Below are 17,675 nucleotides of genomic sequence, written 5' to 3' on the forward strand. Positions count from 1 at the left end.
CGCGGAGCGGACTCCGGGATCCATCCGTCAAACCGACCCGCGGACGCCCATGCTGCCCGATGGATCCCGGGGTCGCCCGCTACGCGGCCGCACCGGGATGACGGAAGAGAGAAGGTACCAATGACCGCTCCCCCACCCATAGCGGTCTACGGCGCACGGCAGCCGCTCACACCAACCGGCCCGCCCGCGCCAAGCAAGAAGGGCGGCCGCCTCCCGGCAACCGCCCCCTCGCATTTCCTTCAGCCCGAGCTCAGTCGATCGCGACCGGCGCGCCCATCGAGCCCGTCGCACCGGCGATCGGGGCCGGCGAGTACATGTACAGGAAGGTGTAGACCTTGTCGGCCGCCAGGCCGTCCAGGTTCATGTTCTCCTGGTTGACGATGCCGTGCCGGGCCAGCATGTGCTGGTGCACGCAGAACGCGCAGGCCGGATCCGGGTTCGGCACCACCTCGGTCGCCCAGGTGTCGCTGCCGAACACGCCGGCCTGCACCTCGTCCGACAGCCAGCGCGCGACCTCGGCGCCGATGCCGGGCTCGCCGCCGTTGTACTTCTCGTTGTCGGTGATCCAGTACTTGCCCCAGCCGGTGCGGAACATTACGCCGTCGCCGGGCATGAACTTGAAGCCCTCCATGCCCTGCTTCTTCAGGGCGCCGCGCACGTCGTCCATGGTGATCTCCTGGCCGGCCTCCATGGCCTCGACGCCCTTGTAGCCGGCGACGTCGACCAGGATGCCGCGGGCGACGATCGGGTGCAGCTTCTCGGTGCCGAGCTTCATCAGGCCGTTGGCCGAGGCCACCTCGGACTCGGTGAAGCCGTTGTAGTAGCGCATGTTGTCCTTGTCGCCGGGGCCGCCGATCACCACCCCGATGTGGCCGAGCCCGTCGAACTGGGTGCCGACCTGGCCGACCTCGGTCGCCAGGAACTCGTCGTGCCAGATCACCCGGTTGGAGCCGTACGGCCCGCCGGTCGGGGCGCCGGGGATGCGGAGCGTGAACTTGCGGGTGCCGAACAGCGGCATGTCGGCGGTGTACGGCCGGCCGAGCGAGTAGACCTTGCCCTTGTCGGCCTCGGCGACGGCGCGCGCCACCACGTCCGGCTTGGTGTACCAGTTGGTCGAGCCGGCCTCGTCGCCTTCGCCCCACAGCTTGTTCGGCCACCACTTCTCGCCGATCGGGGTCTCGGCCTTGCCGATCACCCACGGCTTGCCCTCGCAGCCGCTGTAGTCGTCGGCGTCGCAGGCGGCGAAGGCCGCCCCGGGGGCCATGGTCATCGTGGCCAGGGTCATCGCGGCCAGGGTCATGGCGGTGCCGACGGCACCGGCCAGGCAGGTTCGTGCGATCGTGCGCATTGTCGGGTTCCTCCCAGCTTCGTTCTTGCCGGCGACGGTAGTGGAGTCGCGCCGCCGCGGTTGATCGGCCGGGATGTCCCGGCCGAATGCCGGTATTGGTTGCGAGCCTAGACAGCGCCGGGTCCGGCGGCAAACTCAAAGAGTCCGGGCGGCAATGTTCGCGCGGGTGAACGACAAGCGCGACGGTTGAACCGGCTCCGTCGTCCGCACGCCCGTTCAGATGCGGTAGATGTCGTGACGGGTCGGCGGCACCGCGGTGAAGCCCTTCGGCGACTTGCTGGCCAGGGTCTGGTAGATCCGCGCCGAGCCGCGCTGGAACGCGAACGAGCAGCCGGCCAGGTAGGCCGCCCAGATCCGGGTGGTCTCGGGGCCGACCAGGGCTTCCGCCGCTTCCCGGTTCTCGTACAGCCGGCGGTGCCATTCGCGCGTCGTCTTCTGGTAGTGCTGGCGCAGCGCCTCGACGTCCTGCACCTCGAACCCGGCGATCTCCATCTCGGCGATCGTGTGGCCGATGTCGTCGAGCTCGCCGCCCGGGAAGATGTACTTCTGCAGCGCGCGCTGCTCGGGCCGGCCGGCGAACCGCCGGCGCCGGCGCTTGGCGCCGCGCGAGATCGCGTGGTTCATGAACAGCCCGCCCGGCTTCAGCAGGCGCTGCACGGTCCGGAAGTACTCGGGGATGGCGGCGAGGCCGATGTGCTCGTACATGCCGACCGACGCGATCTTGTCGAACCCGCCCTCTGCGGTACTGGCCAGCTCCCGATAGTCCTTGAGGTGCAGGGTCACCCGGTCGGCGATGCCGAGCCGCTCGACCTTGGCCTGCGCGAACGCCAGCTGCTCCGCGGACAGGGTGACGCCGTGGCCGACCACGCCGTAACTGCGGACCGCGTGGCACAGCAGCCCGCCCCAGCCGCAGCCGATGTCCAGCAGGGTCTCGCCCGGCTTGAGCCGGAGCTTGCGGCAGATCAGGTCGAGCTTGTTGAGCTGCGCCTCCTCGAGCGTCGCGTCCCAGTGCGGGAAGTGGGCGCAGGAGTACTGCATTTCCGGATCCAGGAAGAGCCGGTAGAAGTCGTTGCCGACGTCGTAGTGGAACCGGATGAACCGCCTGTTGTCGCCGCCCTTGCGGCCGCGGCCCTCGGAATCGGCGCCGAAGTCGCGGGTGCGGTCGGGGTCGTCGCCGCGGCCGAAGAAGAACGGCAGCAGCCCGCGGATCAGCGCGCCCTTGGCGATCCGGCGGAACCTGCGGCGATAGGAGCGGTCGAGCATCAGCGGCTCGGCGAAGTCGATCAGCGAGCCGCCCTCGACCGCGATGTCGCCCTTGGCGTAGTGCCGGATCAGCCGGTCGAGGCTTGGCCGGTGCAGCAGCGAGGAGATGACGCCGGGCGACGCGATCCGCAGCGCCAGGCCGGCGACCGGGTCGGTGCCGAGCGGTTCCAGCGTGCCGTCCCACAGCCGCAGCGAGAAATGCGCGTCGACCGTCTCGCGGATCAGCGCCGCCAGCCGGAGCGCGGCACGCCGTTTCGCTTCGTCGCTCACCAGCGGGTCCTTCGGTCGAACAGCTCGCCCGAACTACCTACCCAAACGCGAGCGGTTTGTCGTGGGCTACGGTCCGCCGATGACGCCGGCCGCCTTCAACTCGGCGACCCGACTGGCCTCGACGCCCCAGTCGGCGAGCGCCGCATCCGTGCCCGCACCCGCCGGTTCCGGCGGCGTCGGCGTGTCGGGAACGGTGCGGCCGAAGCGCGGGGCCGGGGCCGGCTGGGTGACCCCGTCGATCTCCACGAAGGTGCCGCGCGCCCGGTTGTGCGGATGCTCCGGGGCCTCGGCCATGGTCAGCACCGGTGCGACGCAGGCGTCGGTGCCCTCCAGGATCGCGCACCACGCGTCGCAGTCCTTGGTGGCGATGCGCTCGGCGATGCGCTGCTTGAGGGCGGGCCAGTCGGCCGGGTCGTCGCCGAATGGTGGGGGGCCGGAGGGAGCGTCACCTCCGAGCCCGATCAGCCGGAAGAACTCGGCCCGAAACCGCTTTTCGATCGGCGCCACCGACAGCCAGCGGCCGTCGGCGCAGCGGTAGACCTCGTAGTAGGCGGCCCCGGAATCCAGGATGTTGGCGCCGCGCCGGTCGCTCCAGATGCCGGCCGCCGCCATGCCGTAGAACGACGCCATCAGCGAGGCGGCGCCGTCGATCATCGCCGCGTCCACCACCTGGCCCTGGCCGGAGCCCCTGGCCTCCAGCAGCGCGCAGACCACGCCGAAGGCTAGGTACAAGGCACCGCCGCCGTAGTCGCCGACCAGGTTCAGCGGCGGGGTCGGCGGCCCGCCCTCGCGGCCGACCGCGTGCAGGGCGCCGGTCAGCGCGATGTAGTTGAGGTCGTGGCCGGCCGCCTTGGCGAGCGGCCCGTCTTGGCCCCAGCCGGTCATCCGCCCGTAGACCAGCCGCGGGTTCCGCGCCAGGCAGATTTCGGGGCCGAGGCCGAGCCGCTCCATGGTGCCGGGGCGGAAGCCCTCGATCAGCGCGTCGGCCCGGCCCGCCAGCTCGAGCACCAGGGCGATGCCCTCGGGGTTCTTCAGGTCGACCGCCGCCGAGCGGCGCCCGCGGTTGGTCACCTTGAAGCGGTCGGGCATGCCGATCCCGAGGTCGCCGGCCGCCTCGATCCGGTCGAGCCGCAGCACGGTGGCGCCGAGGTCGGCCAGCAGCATGGCAGCCATCGGCCCGGGGCCGATGCCGGCGAACTCCAGGATGCGAATTCCGGCGAGCGGTCCCATGGTGCGTCTCCTCGACAGTCGGTTTTCAGCGTCGGTCGGACTTCAGCAGCGGATGCGCCGCCCGTTCCAGCTCCTCGCGGAATGCCGGGTCGGCGATCGCGATCATCCGCCGCGCCCGCTCGGCGAGCGTTTGGCCCTTCAACTCGGCCACACCCCATTCGGTCACCACCAGGTCGGCGTCGCTGCGCAGGCTGGTGACCGGCCGGCCGTCCAGGCCGGCGACGATCCGGCTGACCGTGCCGTCGCGGGCGGTCGCGGGCAGGGCGATGATCGAGCGGCCGCCGGGCGCGAGGTTGCCGGCGCGCACGAAGTCGACCTGGCCGCCGACCGCCCCGACATAGTGCGAGCCGGCTACCTCGGCGTTGACCTGGCCGGACAGGTCGACCTCGACCGCCGAGTTGATGGCGGTGAAGCCGGGCAGCCGGGCCATCACCTCGACCCCGTGGCTGATCTCGGTCGGCACCAGCCGGAACGCCGGGTTGCGGTCGGCGAAGGCGAGTAGCCGCGCGGTGCCGAACAGCGAGCCGGCGACCGAGACGCCGGCGTCGAACGGCTTGCGGGCGTTGGTGACGGCGCCGGCCTCGATCAGGTCGGCCATGCGGTCGCCGATCATCCCGGAATGCACGCCGAGCCCGCGGTGCCCGGACAAGGCGCCCAGGATGGCGTCCGGGATGGCGCCGATCCCGGTCTGGATCACCGCGCCGTCGGGAATCCGCTCGGCCACCAGCCGGCCGATCCGTTCCTCGACCGGGCCGATGCGGGCCGGCGGCAGCTCGGCCGGGGCACGAGAGGTCTCGACCGTCAGGTCGATCCGCAGGTCGGGCGGCAGCTCGCCGCCGTGGCACCACGGCGCCCGGTCGTCGATCCCGCCGATCACCAGCCGGGCCCGCCGGGCGGCGGCCAGCGAGTAGTCGCGGTTGCCGGCGATCGCGAGGCGGTCGCCGTTGCGGGCGAGCTGCAGCAGCACCACGTCGGCCGCCAGGGTGCCGTCGGCGAACAGCCCCGGCAGCTGGCTGTACTGGGCCGGCACCACGTCCAGTCGCCCGGCCCGCGCCAGCCGGCCGGCGCCGCCGAGCGCACCGTAGCCGGCGAACGCGATGCCGGTGGTCGCCTCGGGCTCGAAGCTGCGCGAGAACACCGCGCCCAGGAACACGGTGATTGGGCCGACCGCCGGAGTCCGATCCGTGGTGGCCTGCCGGACCAGCGCCTCGGCCAGCGCCGTCGGCTCGCCGCAGCCCTGGCCGACGACCACCGTGTCGCCGGGCCGGATCAGCCCGCTGAAGTCGATCGCATCGGCGGCTGCCGTCGCCATTCCCGCCTCACATCCTGGTCCGCTTGGTGCTATAAGAAAACTCCGCTCGCCGCGGCGAGTGCTTCATCTGTTGAAATGCCGTTTCAGCGTGTGGTATGGTGCCCCCTTCGATTCGGCGGGAGGGAACCATGCCGTCATTCAAGCCGGTCATCGCACTGTCCCGTGGCCTCGACGTGCTGCGCGTCGTCAACCAGGCGCGGCAGGCGACGGTCGGCAGCATCCACAAGGCGACCGGCCTCGACAAGGCGACCATCGTGCGCATGCTCGAGACCCTCGAGCACGAGGGCTACGTCATGCGCGACCCGGAGCGCACCGCCTACGTGCCGACCGGCCGGACCCTGCTGCTCAGCCAGGGCTACAACCAGCATCTCTGGGTCGGCAGCGTGGCCGACCCGATCCTGCAGGAGGTCCGCGACCAGGTCGGCTGGCCGGTCGACATCGCGCTGTTCGACCGCGACGCCATGATCATCTCGCAGACCGCGCAGGAGCGCGGCTCGGTGCTGTTCGTGCGCCGCCGCCCGGGCTTCCGGATCCCGGTCCTGACGACCTCGCTCGGGCGCGCCTACCTGGCGTTCTGCGACGACGCGGAGCGCGCCGCGATCGTCGCCCGACTGGCCGAAATGCCGGGGCCGGCCACCGACCTGGCGCGCGAGCCGGCGAAGCTGGAGCGGCTGCTGGCCGAGGTGCGCGAGCGCGGCTACGCGATCACCGACCCGAGCTACAGCCACGAGATGTTCGACGACAAGGTCTGGGCGATCGGCGTGCCGGTGCGCACCGGCGCCAGGGTGTTCGCGGCGATCAACGTCATGCTGCTGCACAGCGCGGTCTCCGAGGCCGACGGGGTGCGGCAGTTCCTGGGGCCGCTGCAGCGCACCGCCGACCGCATCGCCGCCGAGCTGACCGAGCGGACGGAGCGCCGGAGGGCTTAGGCCGCCGCGCCCGTCACGCAGTGTCCGATAGGTCCCGGCTCTCCGCGGCTGCGCCGCTACGGCCGGGATGAGGGGGTGGGGGAGTTTCGCATGGACCCTCATCCCGGACGCCGCCGCGTTGGCGGAGGCGAGCCGGGACCTAGCCGCTCCGGTCATTCCCCGATTACCGCCAGCCCGTTGTTCAGCACCACGGTGTCGCGCTCGAGCACGCGGCAGCGGAACGACACCGTCGCGCCGTCGAGCCACATCTCGGTGCGGATGGTCTCGCCCGGATAGACCGGCGCCGAGAACCGCACGTCGAGCCGCTTCAGCCGGGCCGGGTCGTCGCCGCAGCAGGCCCGCAGGATCGCCCGCCCGGCGACCCCGTAGGTGGCGAGGCCGTGCAGGATCGGCCGCGGGAAGCCGACCGCCTGGGCGATCTTCGGGTCGGCGTGCAGCGGGTTGTAGTCGCCGGACAGCCGGTAGATCAGCGCCGCCTGCGGCAGGGTCGGCAGGTCGAGCACCAGCTCCGGGTCGCCGTTCGGCATCTCGTGCGGCGCCGGGGCCGGGCCGGTCGGCCCGCCGAAGCCGCCCTCGCCGCGCATGAACGTCGTCGAGGTGACGGTGCACAGCAGCGCGCCGCTCGCCTTGTCGACGACGTCGCGCTCCGAGTACATCAGCGCGCCCTTGCCCGCGCCCTTGTCGATGATCTCGGTGACCCGGCTGCGGCCGATCACCGTGCCGGCCGCCGGCAGCGGCCGGTGCAGGACCAGCCCCTGCTCGCCGTGCAGCACCTTGCGCCAGTCGACCCCGGTCTCCGGGGCCTTCAGCCAGAACCCGGGATGGCCGAGCACCACCGCCATGGTCGGCAGGGCCTGCAGCCCGTCCTCGTAGACGTGGCGCAGGTCGCGCTCGTCCAGCGGGTCGTGGCCGCAGCCCACCCCGAGGGCGTACAGCATGGTGTCGCGCTCGGTGTAGCTGTGCTCGAGGTCCGGGAACGGCCAGTTCCTGAGCTTGTCGTAGTCGATCGGCATGCGGTGGGCTCCCTTGTGAGGGTCGGAGCGGCGGGTGGGTTCCGGCTCGGCCGCGCCGAGGGCGGCGCAGCCGTCCGGAATGACGACATGGGAAGTGGAACCACAAGGTGGCCCTCCCCCTCTTCGCCGTCATTCCGGACCGGGCCGCCGAAAGGCGAACGGAGCCGGAACCCACGGAGCGACGGGCGTTGTCAGGTCCTTCACAGGCTCCGCGCGATGATCTCCTTCATGATCTCGGTGGTGCCGCCGTAGATCCGGTGGACCCGGGCGTCGGCGTAGGCGCGGGCGATCGGGAACTCGGTCATGTAGCCGTAACCGCCGTGCAGCTGCAGGCAGGTGTCGACCACCTTGCCCATCAGCTCGCTCAGCCACCACTTGGCCATCGCCGCCGTCGGCACGTCGAGCTCGCCCTTCAGGTGCCGGGCCAGGCAGTCGTTCAGGAACACCCGGGCGACGGTCGCCTCGGTCTTGACCTCGGCCAGCCTGAATCGGGTGTTCTGGAAGTCGGCGATGGCCCGGCCGAACGCCTGGCGCTGCCGGGTGTAGTCGAGGGTCCACTGCAGCGCCGCCTCGATCACCGTGACCGCGCTGATGGCGATCAGCAGCCGCTCCTGCGGCAGTTCCTGCATCAGGTAGCGGAAGCCCTGGTTCTCTTCGCCCAGCAGGTTGGTGATCGGCACCCGCACCTCGTCGAAGAACAGCTCCGAGGTGTCCTGGGCCTTCAGGCCGATCTTCTCGAGGTTGCGCCCGCGGCTGAACCCGGCGCGGTCGGCCTCGACCAGGATCAGGCTGGTGCCCTTGGCGCCGGCCGACGGGTCGGTCTTGCAGACCACGACGATCAGGTCGGCGAGCTGGCCGTTGGTGATGAAGGTCTTCTGGCCGTTGATGACGTAGTGGTTGCCGTCGCGCACGGCGGTGGTGCGCACGCCCTGCAGGTCGCTGCCGGTGCCGGGCTCGGTCATGGCGATGGCGGTCACCACCTCGCCGCACGCCATGCGCGGCAGCCACTCCCGTTTCAGGTCCTCGGAGCCGTAGTGCAGGATGTACGGCGCCACGATGTCGGAGTGCAGGCGGAAGCCCGGCCCCGAGTACACGTGGCGCATCATCTCCTCGATCATCACCACCGAGGTCAGGAAGTCGGCGCCGCCGCCGCCGTACTCCTCGGGAATGTTGGTCAGCAGCAGCCCGGCCTCGCCGGCCTTGTGCCAGACCTCGCGGTCGACCACCCCCTGCTGCTCCCAGCGGGCGTGGTGCGGCGCCACCTCGGCCTCGACGAAGCGCCGCGCGGTCTCGCGGAACAGCGCGTGCTCCTCCCGGAACAGCGGCTCGGTCATCGCAGGTCCTCCCAGGTGGGGCGGGGCTGTCGGCAGCCCTTCTTTCGGGAATCCTAGCGGGATGTTTCGGCGAATGAAATCTCGTTTCGAATCGCAGCTGGTGTTTTCGGATCGCCACGACACTCTTTCGCCGCAGCCGTTCTATCGGCGGCTCCCGGTGCCCGATATGGTCTGTTCGACCACGCCCGCTTGCAGGAGCCGATCCCGTGAAGATCTCGATCCTCGACCAGTCCGTCGCCGCCGCCGGCCGGCCGCAGGGCCAGGCGATCCGTGACACCCTGGCGCTGGCCCAGATGTGCGACCGGCTCGGCTACCACCGGTTCTGGGTGTCCGAACACCACAGCCACCCGACCATCGTCGGCTCGGCGCCGGAGATCCTGATCGCCGCGATCGCCACCCACACCACCGGCATCCGGGTCGGCAGCGCCGGGGTCATGCTGCCGCACTACGCCCCGCTGAAGGTGGCCGAGCAGTTCCGGGTGCTGGACGCGCTGGCGCCGGGCCGGATCGACCTCGGCCTCGGCCGCGCTCCCGGCTCGGACGGCCGCACGGCGTTCGCCCTGAACCCGCTGGCCAACGAGCGTCCGGCGCAGTTCCCGAACGACGTCGCCGACCTGATGGCGTGGGTGCACGGCGAGCCGCTGGCCGAGGGTCATCCGTTCCGCGTCGTCGAGGCGATGCCCAAGGGCGACACCGCGCCGGAGATCTGGATGCTCGGCAGTTCGAGCTACGGCGCCCAGGTCGGGGCGCATTTCGGCCTGCCCTACAGCTTCGCCTGGTTCTTCACCGACGGCCGCGGCGGCCCGGAGGCGCTCGACCTCTATCGCACCCACTACAAGCCGAGCGCGCGGCACCCCAAGCCGAACGCCGGCATCTGCGTATGGGCGCTGGCCGCCGAGACCGAGGAGGAGGCGCAGTACCACTTCAGTTCGCGCGCCCACTGGCAGCTTTATCGCGACCGCGGCGTCTACCTGCCGCTCGACCCGCCCGAGCACGCGCTCGGCCAGGAGTACGGGCCGGCCGAGACCGCCCGGATCGAGGAGCTGCGGCGCACCGCCCTGGTCGGCACCGCGCCGGACGTGGCGGCCCGGATCCGCGAGCTGGCGGACCGGCTGGCGATCGACGAGGTGGCGATCGTGACCTGGGCGCACGACGAGCGCGCCCGCCACACCAGCTACACCCTGCTGGCCCGGGAGTTCGGGCTGGCGCCAAGACAGGCCGCGTAGCCGACCGGCCCGGTTTCCAGGAGCCCGCCCGTCGATGGCCGCCGCAGTTGTCTCCCCCGCAAGGCTGGTCGCCATCGTCTGCGCGGCGCAGATCTTCGCGCAGATCGGCGCCTACGCCTGGCCGGCGCTGGTCCCGGGGCGGATCGCGGACTGGGGCATCGACAACGCCGATGCCGGCTGGATCACCGGACTGTTCTACCTCGCCTATGCGGTCGCGGTGCCGGTGCTGGTGACCCTGACCGACCGGATCGACCCCAAGCGCATCTACCTGTTCGGCGTGGCGGTCACGATCGTCGGCCATGTCTGCTTCGCGACCGTCGCCGACGGCTTCTGGACGGCCGCCTTCGCCCGGGTGCTGGCCGGAATCGGCTGGGCCGGGACCTACATGACCGGGCTGAAGCTGCTGGCCGACCGGGTCGACGCCCGGCTGATGTCGCGGGCGGTCGCCGGGCACGCGCTCAGCATCGGCCTCTCGGGTGCGGCCTCGTTCGCGGTCGCCGGGATCTTCGAGGACCTGCTGGGCTGGCGCAGCGTGTTCTGGGTGGCGGCCGGGTGCGCTACGGCGGCCTGGCTGACGGTGGCGATCGCCGCCCCGGCGCAGGGGCCGCGCGGCGAGCCGGCGAGCGGCCGGCTGTTCGACTTCGGCCCGGTGCTGCGCAACCGCTCGGCCATGGCCTACGCGCTGGCCTACTGCGTCCACACCTGGGAGATGAACACCCTGCGCGGCTGGGGCGTGGCGTTCCTGGTCTGGGTCGCCGCCTCCACCGGCCAGGAGCCGTGGCTGCCGGCGACCGCGGTCGTTACCCTGGTCGGCCTCGCCGGGACCTGGGCCAGCGTCGCCGGCAACGAGGTGTCGATCCGGCTCGGCCGCCAGCGCCTGGTGCGCCTGGCGATGCTCGGCTCGGCGCTGCTGGCCGCGGTGATCGGCTTCCTGGGGCCGTTCTCCTATGCCCTGGCGGTGGCGCTGATCCTGCTCTACGGCGTGGTGATCTGGCTCGACTCGTCGTCGCTGACCGCCGGGGCCGCCGGCAGCGCCGAGCCCGGCCGGCGCGGCGCCACCCTGGCGGTGCACTCGATGCTGGGCTACGCCGGCGGCTTCGTCGGGCCGCTGGTGATGGGCGTGGTGCTCGACCTCTCGGGCGGCATGTCGACGCTCGGCTGGGGCTTCGCCTTCCTGCACCTGACGGTGGCCATGCTGGCCGGCCGGGTGGCGTTCGTGGTGTTGCGCCCGCAGACGCTGGCCGGAGACCGCGCCGGCGACTGAGTTGCCGTCCGATTTCGTCGAATGAAACGGCGTTTCGGCTGATTGACGGGGCCTGCCCCGGGTGCAAAGCTGCGCTGCCGCCAGAAGCACGCCTGACAAGCAAGCAAGACAAGCAAGACGCATCCGGGAGAGAAACCAATGAAGGCACTCGACGGAAAAGTCGTGATCGTCACAGGCGCCGGCCGCGGAATCGGCCGGGAGATCGCCCTGCTGGCGGCTGCCGAAGGCGCCAAGGTGGTGGTGAACGACCTGGGCGGGGCCGCCGACGGCTCCGGCTCCAGCGCCGCGCCGGCCGAGGAAGTGGTCGAGGAGATCCGCAAGGCCGGCGGCACCGCCGTCGCCAACTTCGACAGCGTCGCCGACCCGCTGGCCGCCGCCAACATCGTCGAGACCGCGGTGACGAATTTCGGCCAGCTCGACGGCGTGGTGAACAACGCCGGCATCCTGCGCGACGCGATCTTCCACAAGATGAGCGTGGCCGACTTCGAGACCGTCATCAAAGTCCACCTGATGGGCAGCTTCTACGTCAGCCACGCTGCCGCCCGGATCTTCCGCGAGCAGGAGAGCGGCTCGTTCGTCCACTTCACCTCGACCTCGGGACTGGTCGGCAATTTCGGGCAGGCCAACTACGCGGCCGCCAAGATGGGCATCGTCGGGCTGTCGAAGTCGATCGCGCTCGACATGGCGCGCTTCCACGTCCGCTCGAACTGCGTGTCGCCGTTCGCCTGGAGCCGGCTGATCGGCACCATCCCGACCCAGACCGAGGCCGAGAAGGCGCGGGTCGCCCGGATCCAGGCCATGGGGCCGGAGAAGATCGCCCCGCTCAGCGCGTTCCTGCTGGGCGACGCCGCCAGCGACGTGACCGGCCAGATCTTCGCGGTGCGGATGAACGAGATCTACCTGATGGGCCAGTCGCGCCCGATCCGCTCGGTGCACCGCTCGGACGGCTGGACCTGCGAGAGCATCGGCGAGCACGCGATCCCGGCGCTGAAGTCGTCGTTCTACCCGCTCGACCGGTCCGGCGACATCTTCACCTGGGACCCGATCTGAGATGGCAGCCCTGCGCCCGTCGCCCCGTGGGTTCCGGCTCGGCCGGGCCGAGGGCGGCGCACCCGTCCGGAATGACGTCAGGGAGGGGGAGCGAGGTGTTGCCAGCCCCCTCTTGTTCGTCATTCCGGACCGGACCGCCGGAGGCGAAACGGAGCCGGAACCCATGGAGCGACGGGCACCTCGTTCACTCGGCATGCACTTGATTTCTGAGGGTGTGACATGACCACCGGCATTCTCGCCTACGGCGCCTACATCCCGCGTCTCAGGCTGCAGCGGAAGGCGATCGCCGAGGCCAACGGCTGGCTGAACCCGGCCCTGAAGGGGCTGGCGCGCGGCGAGCGGGCGATCTGCAACTGGGACGAGGACCCGGTCACCATGGCGGTCGAGGCGGCGCGCGACGCCCTCGTCGGCCGCGACCGCGGCGGCGTCCGCGACCTGCGCTTCGCCTCGACGACCTTCCCGTTCCTCGACCGGCTGAACGCCGGCGTGGTCGCCGAGGCGCTGCGGCTGTCCGAGGAGATCGCCGCCAGCGACGTCGGCGCCACCCAGCGTGCCGCCACCTCGGCGCTCGCCTCGGCCCTGAAGGGCGGGGCGGAGACCCTGGTGGTGGCCGCCGAGAAGCGCGAGGCCCGGGCCGCCAGCCCGCTCGAGATGGCGTCCGGCGACGGTGCCGCGGCGGTGGTGATCGGTGATGGTGAGCCGCTTGCGGTGCTCAAGGGCAGCGCCACCCGGACCGTCGACTTCGTCGACCACTACCGGACCGCCGATTCGGTCTACGACTACCAGTGGGAGGAGCGCTGGATCCGCGACGCCGGCTACATGCCGACGGTGCCGCCGCTGATCGGCCGCTGCCTGGCCGAGGCCGGGGTGGCCGCCGGCGACGTCACCCACTTCTGCATGCCGGCGACCCTGCCGCGGGTGGCCGGGATGGTCGCCAAGGCGGCCGGCATCGCCGAGGGCGCGGTGCGCGACAACCTCGCCGCGGTGTGCGGCGACACCGGGGCGGCGCACCCGCTGGTCATGCTGGTGGCGGCGCTCGAGGACGCCGCGCCGGGCGACCGCATCCTGGTGGTCGGCTTCGGCCAGGGCGCCGACGCGCTGCTGTTCGAGGTGACGCCGGCAATCGTGAAACGCCCGGGCAACCTCGGCGTTAAGGGCCATCTGGCCCGCCGCCGCGAGGAGACCGGCTACGCCAAGTTCCTGGCGTTCAACGACACCGTCGAGATCGAGCGCGGCATGCGGGCCGAGGCCGACAAGCTGACCCCGCTGTCGGCGATGTGGCGCAACCGCGAGGCGGTGACCGGCTTCGTCGGCGGCCACTGCCGGCAGTGCGGCACCCTGCAGTTCCCGCGCAGCCGGGTGTGCGTGAACCCGAACTGCAACGCCGTCGACAGCCAGGACCCGCACCCGTTCGCCGAGAAGCGGGCCAGGATCAACTCGTACACGGCAGACCGGCTGACCTACTCGCCGGACCCGCCGGCCTGCTACGGCATGATCCAGTTCGACGACGGCGGCCGCTGGATGATGGACTTCACCGACATCGACGCCGACGAGCTGGCGGTCGGCCAGCCGATGCGGATGATGTTCCGGATCAAGGACATCGACGCCCAACGCGGCTTCCGCCGGTATTTCTGGAAGGCCGCCCCGGCAACAGGAAGCGCCGCGTAGGCGCCAGAGGGAGGATCGGATATGCCCCAGGGAATCCGCGACAAGGTCGCCATCCTCGGCATGGGCTGCTCCAAGTTCGGCGAGCGCTGGGACATGGACGCCGAGGACCTGATGGTCGAGGCCTATACCGAGGCGCTCGGCGACGCCGGCATCGAGACCAGGCAGATCGACGCCGCCTGGCTCGGCACCGCCATCGAGGAGCAGCACGTCGGCAAGTCGGGCGTGCCGCTGGCGGTGGCGCTGCGCCTGCCGTACATCCCGGTGACCCGGGTCGAGAACTACTGCGCCAGCGGCACCGAGGCGTTCCGCGGCGCGGTCTACGCGGTCGCTTCGGGCGCCGCCGACATCGCGCTGGCGCTCGGCGTCGAGAAGCTCAAGGACACCGGCTACGGCGGCCTGCCGCAGCGCGGCCGCGGCACCCTCAACAACATGACCTGGCCGAACCTGTCGGCCCCGGGCTCGTTCGCCCAGCTCGCCGCCGCCTACCGGGCCAAGCACGGCTCGGCGCCGGAGGATTTGAAGCGGGCGATGGCGCACATCTCGGTGAAGAGCCACGACAACGGCTCGCGCAACCCGAAGGCGCACCTGCGCAACCGCATCACCATCGACACCGTGCTGAACGCCCCGACCGTGGCCGAGCCGCTCGGCCTGTACGACTGCTGCGGGGTCAGCGACGGTGCGGCCTGCGCCATCGTCACCACGCCGGACATCGCCCGCGGCCTCGGCAAGCGCGACCTGATCTCGGTGAAGGCGCTGCAGCTCTCGGTGTCGAACGGCCAGGAGGCCCAGCACAACGCCTGGGACGGCAGCTACTTCGCGACCACCCGGATCGCCTCGACCCGGGCCTACCAGGAGGCCGGCATCGACAGGCCGCGCGAGCAGGTGAACCTGATGGAGGTGCACGACTGCTTCTCGGTGACCGAGCTGGTGACCATGGAGGACCTGCACATCTCGCCGGAAGGCCGGGCGATCAACGACGTGCTCGACGGCTTCTTCGACGCCGACGGCACCGTGCCGTGCCAGATCGACGGCGGCCTGAAATGCTTCGGCCACCCGATCGGGGCGTCGGGCCTGCGCATGATCTACGAGATGTACCTGCAGATGCAGGGCAAGGCCGGCGAGCGCCAGCGCAAGGAACTGCCGCGCATCGGCCTGACCCACAACCTCGGCGGCTTCCCGCACCAGAACGTCTGCTCGATCTCGATCATCGGCCACCACGGGGCGTAGGCTCGACGGGGCGACGCCCGTCGCTCCGTGGGTCCCGGATCGGCCCCGCCTTCGGCGTGTCCGTCCGGGATGACGTCAGGTAGGGAAGAGCGTTCTCCTTTCTGACGTCATCCCGGGCGTCGCGCAGCGGCGACCCGGGACCCACCCGCAGCCTCACAATCAAGAACCAGGGAGAACACGCACATGGGCAAGCTCGACGGCAAGGTCGCGATCGTCACCGGGGCCGGCGGCGGGATCGGCATGGCGGCGGCGAGGCTGTTCGCGGCCGAGGGCGCGAAGCTGATGCTGGTCGACCTGGACGGCGACCGGCTGGCCGCGCTGGCCCGCTCGGTCGGCGAGGACAGGGCCGACTGGACGGCCGCCGACGTGACCGACGCCGAGCAGGTGAAGGCCTACGTCGCCCGGACCGTCGAGCGGTTCGGCGGGGTCGACGTGTCGCTGCTGAACGCCGGCATCGAGGGCAAGGTGGCACCCCTGACCGAGCAGAGCGACGACGACTTCGACAAGGTGATCGCGGTCAACGTCCGCGGCGTGTGGCTCGGCCTGAAGTACACCCTGCCGGCGATGGCGAAGCGCGGCGGCGGCTCGATCGTGATCACCGCCTCGACCGCCGGCATCCGGGCGGTGCCGGGCATCGCGCCCTACATCTGCAGCAAGCACGCGGTAATCGGGCTGATGCGGTCGGGGGCGATGGAGGGGGCGAAGGACAAGGTCCGGGTCAACTCCGTGAACCCGTCGCCGATCGAGACCGACATGATCCACCGGCTCGAGGACGCCTACAACCCGAACCGCGGCAACCGCCAGCCGATGGCCGAGGCTACGCCGCTCAGGCGCTACGGCCAGCCCGAGGAGGTGGCCCGGCTGATGCTGTTCCTGGCGTCCGACGACGCCTCGTTCTGTACCGGCGGCGTCTACATGGTCGACGGCGGGGTCTCGGCCGGCCGGGCTTAGGCTGCCTCCGCGGCGTCCGGCCCGAAGAACTCCATCACGCCCAGGATCTTCTGCGCCCGGCCGTGCTCGACGCCGACCGGCAGCAGCAGGCGGCCGTAGAACTTGCGGTCGTCCAGGGTCGCGACCTCGAGGCTGTTGCGCACGAACACGCCGGCGAGGCCTTCGGCACAGCGCCGGTGCTCGTCCAGAGTCTCGTCGAGCGCCGGTCCCCGCATCAGCTCGCGGAGCGTGCGGCCTTTCAGGCCGTGGCCGTAGCACTCGTTCACGCCCTCGCCGACCAGTCGGAACCGGAAATCGTCCGCGAGCACGCCGTCCCCGAGCACGTCCAGCACGACCAGCTTGGGCAGCAGGTCCGGCATGTCGAGCGGCTCGACGTCGCTCCAGTCCGGCGCCGGCCGGCCGGCGGCCCAGCCGCGCCACAGTTCCAGCAGTCGCCCGGCCCGCGGGCACGCCGTGACCGCCGCAGGCGGCTCGGCGGGGTCGAAGACCACGAGGCGTTCGGGGCGGAACGCGGTCTGGGGCCGGCGAAGCGGGCCTGACATCGGGCTCTCGGCAGGTGGCAGCGGATTGTGCGTTGCAACATGCCAGACCCGGGTTAACGGGCGGTTACGCCGCTGGCGTCGCTAGGCGACCTTGGCGTACACCGTCTCCGGGCTGAGGCCGGCGGCGTCCATGGCGCGGGCGATCTTGGCGATCTCGGCCTCCGACAGCTTCATCAGCGGCGGCCGGACATGGGCCGCCTTCATGCGCCCGAGATACACCAGCGCCTCCTTCATGCGGTTGTGCATGTCGAGGAACGGCGGGTCGTAGAACGCCCCGGTGGTCGGGTAGATGCGGTCGGCGACGGCGCGCGCGGCCTCCAGGTCGCCGGCCTGCACGGCCCGGAACAGGGCGACCTGCAGGGCGGCGATCACGCTGCCGGCGCCCGACAGCAGGCCGTCGCAGCCGAGCACCAGCGACGACAGCAGCCAGGACGAGTGGGTCGACAGCACCGAGATCCGGCGCGGCAGGGCGTGCAGCTCGCGGACCTGGCGCTCGTGCTGCTTGGTGTCGTTGCACCAGTCCTTGATGGCGACGACGGTGTCGATCTCCTGGCAGATCCGCAGCAGGGTCTCGACCGGATAGCCGAGGCCGGAGGCCAGCGGATACTGGAACACGATGATCGGCAGGTCGGTCGCCTCGCGGATCGTGCGGAAATGGCCGAGCGCCATTTCCGGACGCATCGCACCGCCGGAGGCGAAGGTGCCGGACGGGAACACCAGCAGCGCGCCGGCACCTTGACGCTCGGCCCGGCGGGCGATGTCGGCGGCCAGGTGCGAGCCGTCGGAATACACCCCGTGCACCACCGGCAGGCGGTCGCCGACCTCGTCCATGGTGATCTCCATCACCCGTTCCTGCTCGGCGATGGTGCAGGTCGCGACCTCGCTGGCATGGGCGTTGACGGTGACCGCGGTGATGCCCTCGACCGAGCCGACGTCGCGCAGATGGCCGCGGAAGCCGGGCTCGTCGATCGACATGTCGGCGTTGAACGGCAGCAGGCAGGCGGGGATCACCCCCTTGGGCTGGAACGGCAGCTTCACGGCGTCCTCC

At 71.2% G+C, this 17,675-nt stretch carries 15 protein-coding genes; 7 read left to right on the forward strand and 8 right to left on the reverse strand.

The annotated features are described in order from the left end of the window. Window positions 1–250 precede the first annotated feature (250 nt). The 4 genes from IE246_RS02110 to IE246_RS02125 form a co-directional block, all read right to left on the reverse strand. A complete protein-coding gene (locus IE246_RS02110; protein WP_189987250.1) occupies window positions 251–1,348 on the reverse strand; it encodes a cyclase family protein in 1,098 nt (365 codons plus the stop codon). A 216-nt stretch (window positions 1,349–1,564) separates the two neighbouring features. Next, complete coding sequence (locus IE246_RS02115; protein WP_229836244.1) at window positions 1,565–2,881, reverse strand: class I SAM-dependent methyltransferase; 1,317 nt, start codon at window positions 2,879–2,881, stop codon at window positions 1,565–1,567. Between the two features lie 66 nt (window positions 2,882–2,947). Beyond that, entirely contained in the window at window positions 2,948–4,111 is a 1,164-nt protein-coding gene (locus IE246_RS02120) for a CaiB/BaiF CoA transferase family protein (RefSeq protein ID WP_189987251.1), read from the reverse strand. Window positions 4,112–4,136: 25 nt separating this feature from the next. Then, complete coding sequence (locus tag IE246_RS02125) at window positions 4,137–5,423, reverse strand: acetyl-CoA hydrolase/transferase family protein (protein WP_189987252.1); 1,287 nt, start codon at window positions 5,421–5,423, stop codon at window positions 4,137–4,139. Window positions 5,424–5,551: 128 nt separating this feature from the next. Between IE246_RS02125 and IE246_RS02130 the strand changes: the two genes are divergently transcribed. Beyond that, window positions 5,552–6,352 carry an IclR family transcriptional regulator domain-containing protein gene (locus IE246_RS02130; protein ID WP_189987253.1) on the forward strand — a complete coding sequence of 267 codons (801 nt, stop codon included), beginning with the start codon at window positions 5,552–5,554 and terminating at the stop codon, window positions 6,350–6,352. 152 nt (window positions 6,353–6,504) lie between these two features. On the opposite strand, the gene IE246_RS02135 is transcribed toward IE246_RS02130, so the two are convergent. Both IE246_RS02135 and IE246_RS02140 read right to left on the reverse strand, forming a co-directional pair. Continuing rightward, window positions 6,505–7,365, reverse strand: coding sequence for a MaoC/PaaZ C-terminal domain-containing protein (locus IE246_RS02135; protein WP_189987254.1), 861 nt, complete (start codon window positions 7,363–7,365; stop codon window positions 6,505–6,507). 200 nt (window positions 7,366–7,565) lie between these two features. Then, window positions 7,566–8,699 (reverse strand): acyl-CoA dehydrogenase family protein, encoded by a 1,134-nt coding sequence (locus IE246_RS02140; RefSeq protein WP_189987255.1) that lies wholly within the window; start codon window positions 8,697–8,699, stop codon window positions 7,566–7,568. 206 nt (window positions 8,700–8,905) lie between these two features. Here IE246_RS02140 and IE246_RS02145 point away from each other — a divergent pair, with 206 nt between their 5' ends. The 6 genes from IE246_RS02145 to IE246_RS02170 all read left to right on the forward strand — a co-directional run bounded on the left by IE246_RS02145 (window position 8,906) and on the right by IE246_RS02170 (window position 16,085). Then, window positions 8,906–9,925 (forward strand): LLM class flavin-dependent oxidoreductase, encoded by a 1,020-nt coding sequence (locus tag IE246_RS02145; RefSeq protein WP_189987256.1) that lies wholly within the window; start codon window positions 8,906–8,908, stop codon window positions 9,923–9,925. 34 nt (window positions 9,926–9,959) lie between these two features. Further along, window positions 9,960–11,189, forward strand: coding sequence for an MFS transporter (locus IE246_RS02150; protein WP_189987257.1), 1,230 nt, complete (start codon window positions 9,960–9,962; stop codon window positions 11,187–11,189). A gap of 138 nt (window positions 11,190–11,327) precedes the next feature. Beyond that, entirely contained in the window at window positions 11,328–12,239 is a 912-nt protein-coding gene (locus IE246_RS02155; RefSeq protein WP_189987258.1) for an SDR family NAD(P)-dependent oxidoreductase, read from the forward strand. A 219-nt stretch (window positions 12,240–12,458) separates the two neighbouring features. Further along, window positions 12,459–13,907 carry a 3-oxoacyl-[acyl-carrier-protein] synthase III C-terminal domain-containing protein gene (locus IE246_RS02160; protein ID WP_189987259.1) on the forward strand — a complete coding sequence of 483 codons (1,449 nt, stop codon included), beginning with the start codon at window positions 12,459–12,461 and terminating at the stop codon, window positions 13,905–13,907. Window positions 13,908–13,928: 21 nt separating this feature from the next. Then, window positions 13,929–15,134 carry an acetyl-CoA acetyltransferase gene (locus IE246_RS02165; RefSeq protein ID WP_189987260.1) on the forward strand — a complete coding sequence of 402 codons (1,206 nt, stop codon included), beginning with the start codon at window positions 13,929–13,931 and terminating at the stop codon, window positions 15,132–15,134. 183 nt (window positions 15,135–15,317) lie between these two features. Then, window positions 15,318–16,085, forward strand: a complete 768-nt coding sequence (locus IE246_RS02170) for an SDR family NAD(P)-dependent oxidoreductase (protein WP_189987261.1) — start codon at window positions 15,318–15,320, stop codon at window positions 16,083–16,085. On the opposite strand, the gene IE246_RS02175 is transcribed toward IE246_RS02170, so the two are convergent. Both IE246_RS02175 and IE246_RS02180 read right to left on the reverse strand, forming a co-directional pair. Beyond that, the gene (locus IE246_RS02175) at window positions 16,082–16,627 is read right to left on the reverse strand and encodes a PAS domain-containing protein (RefSeq protein ID WP_189987262.1); all 546 of its coding nucleotides are present in this window, start codon (window positions 16,625–16,627) and stop codon (window positions 16,082–16,084) included. The genes IE246_RS02170 and IE246_RS02175 overlap by 4 nt on opposite strands. An 81-nt stretch (window positions 16,628–16,708) precedes the next feature. Continuing rightward, window positions 16,709–17,665 (reverse strand): dihydrodipicolinate synthase family protein, encoded by a 957-nt coding sequence (locus IE246_RS02180; RefSeq protein WP_189987263.1) that lies wholly within the window; start codon window positions 17,663–17,665, stop codon window positions 16,709–16,711. Window positions 17,666–17,675: the final 10 nt, after the last annotated feature.

The sequence above is a fragment of the Thalassobaculum fulvum genome (assembly GCF_014652915.1).
Lineage (GTDB): Bacteria > Pseudomonadota > Alphaproteobacteria > Thalassobaculales > Thalassobaculaceae > Thalassobaculum_A > Thalassobaculum_A fulvum.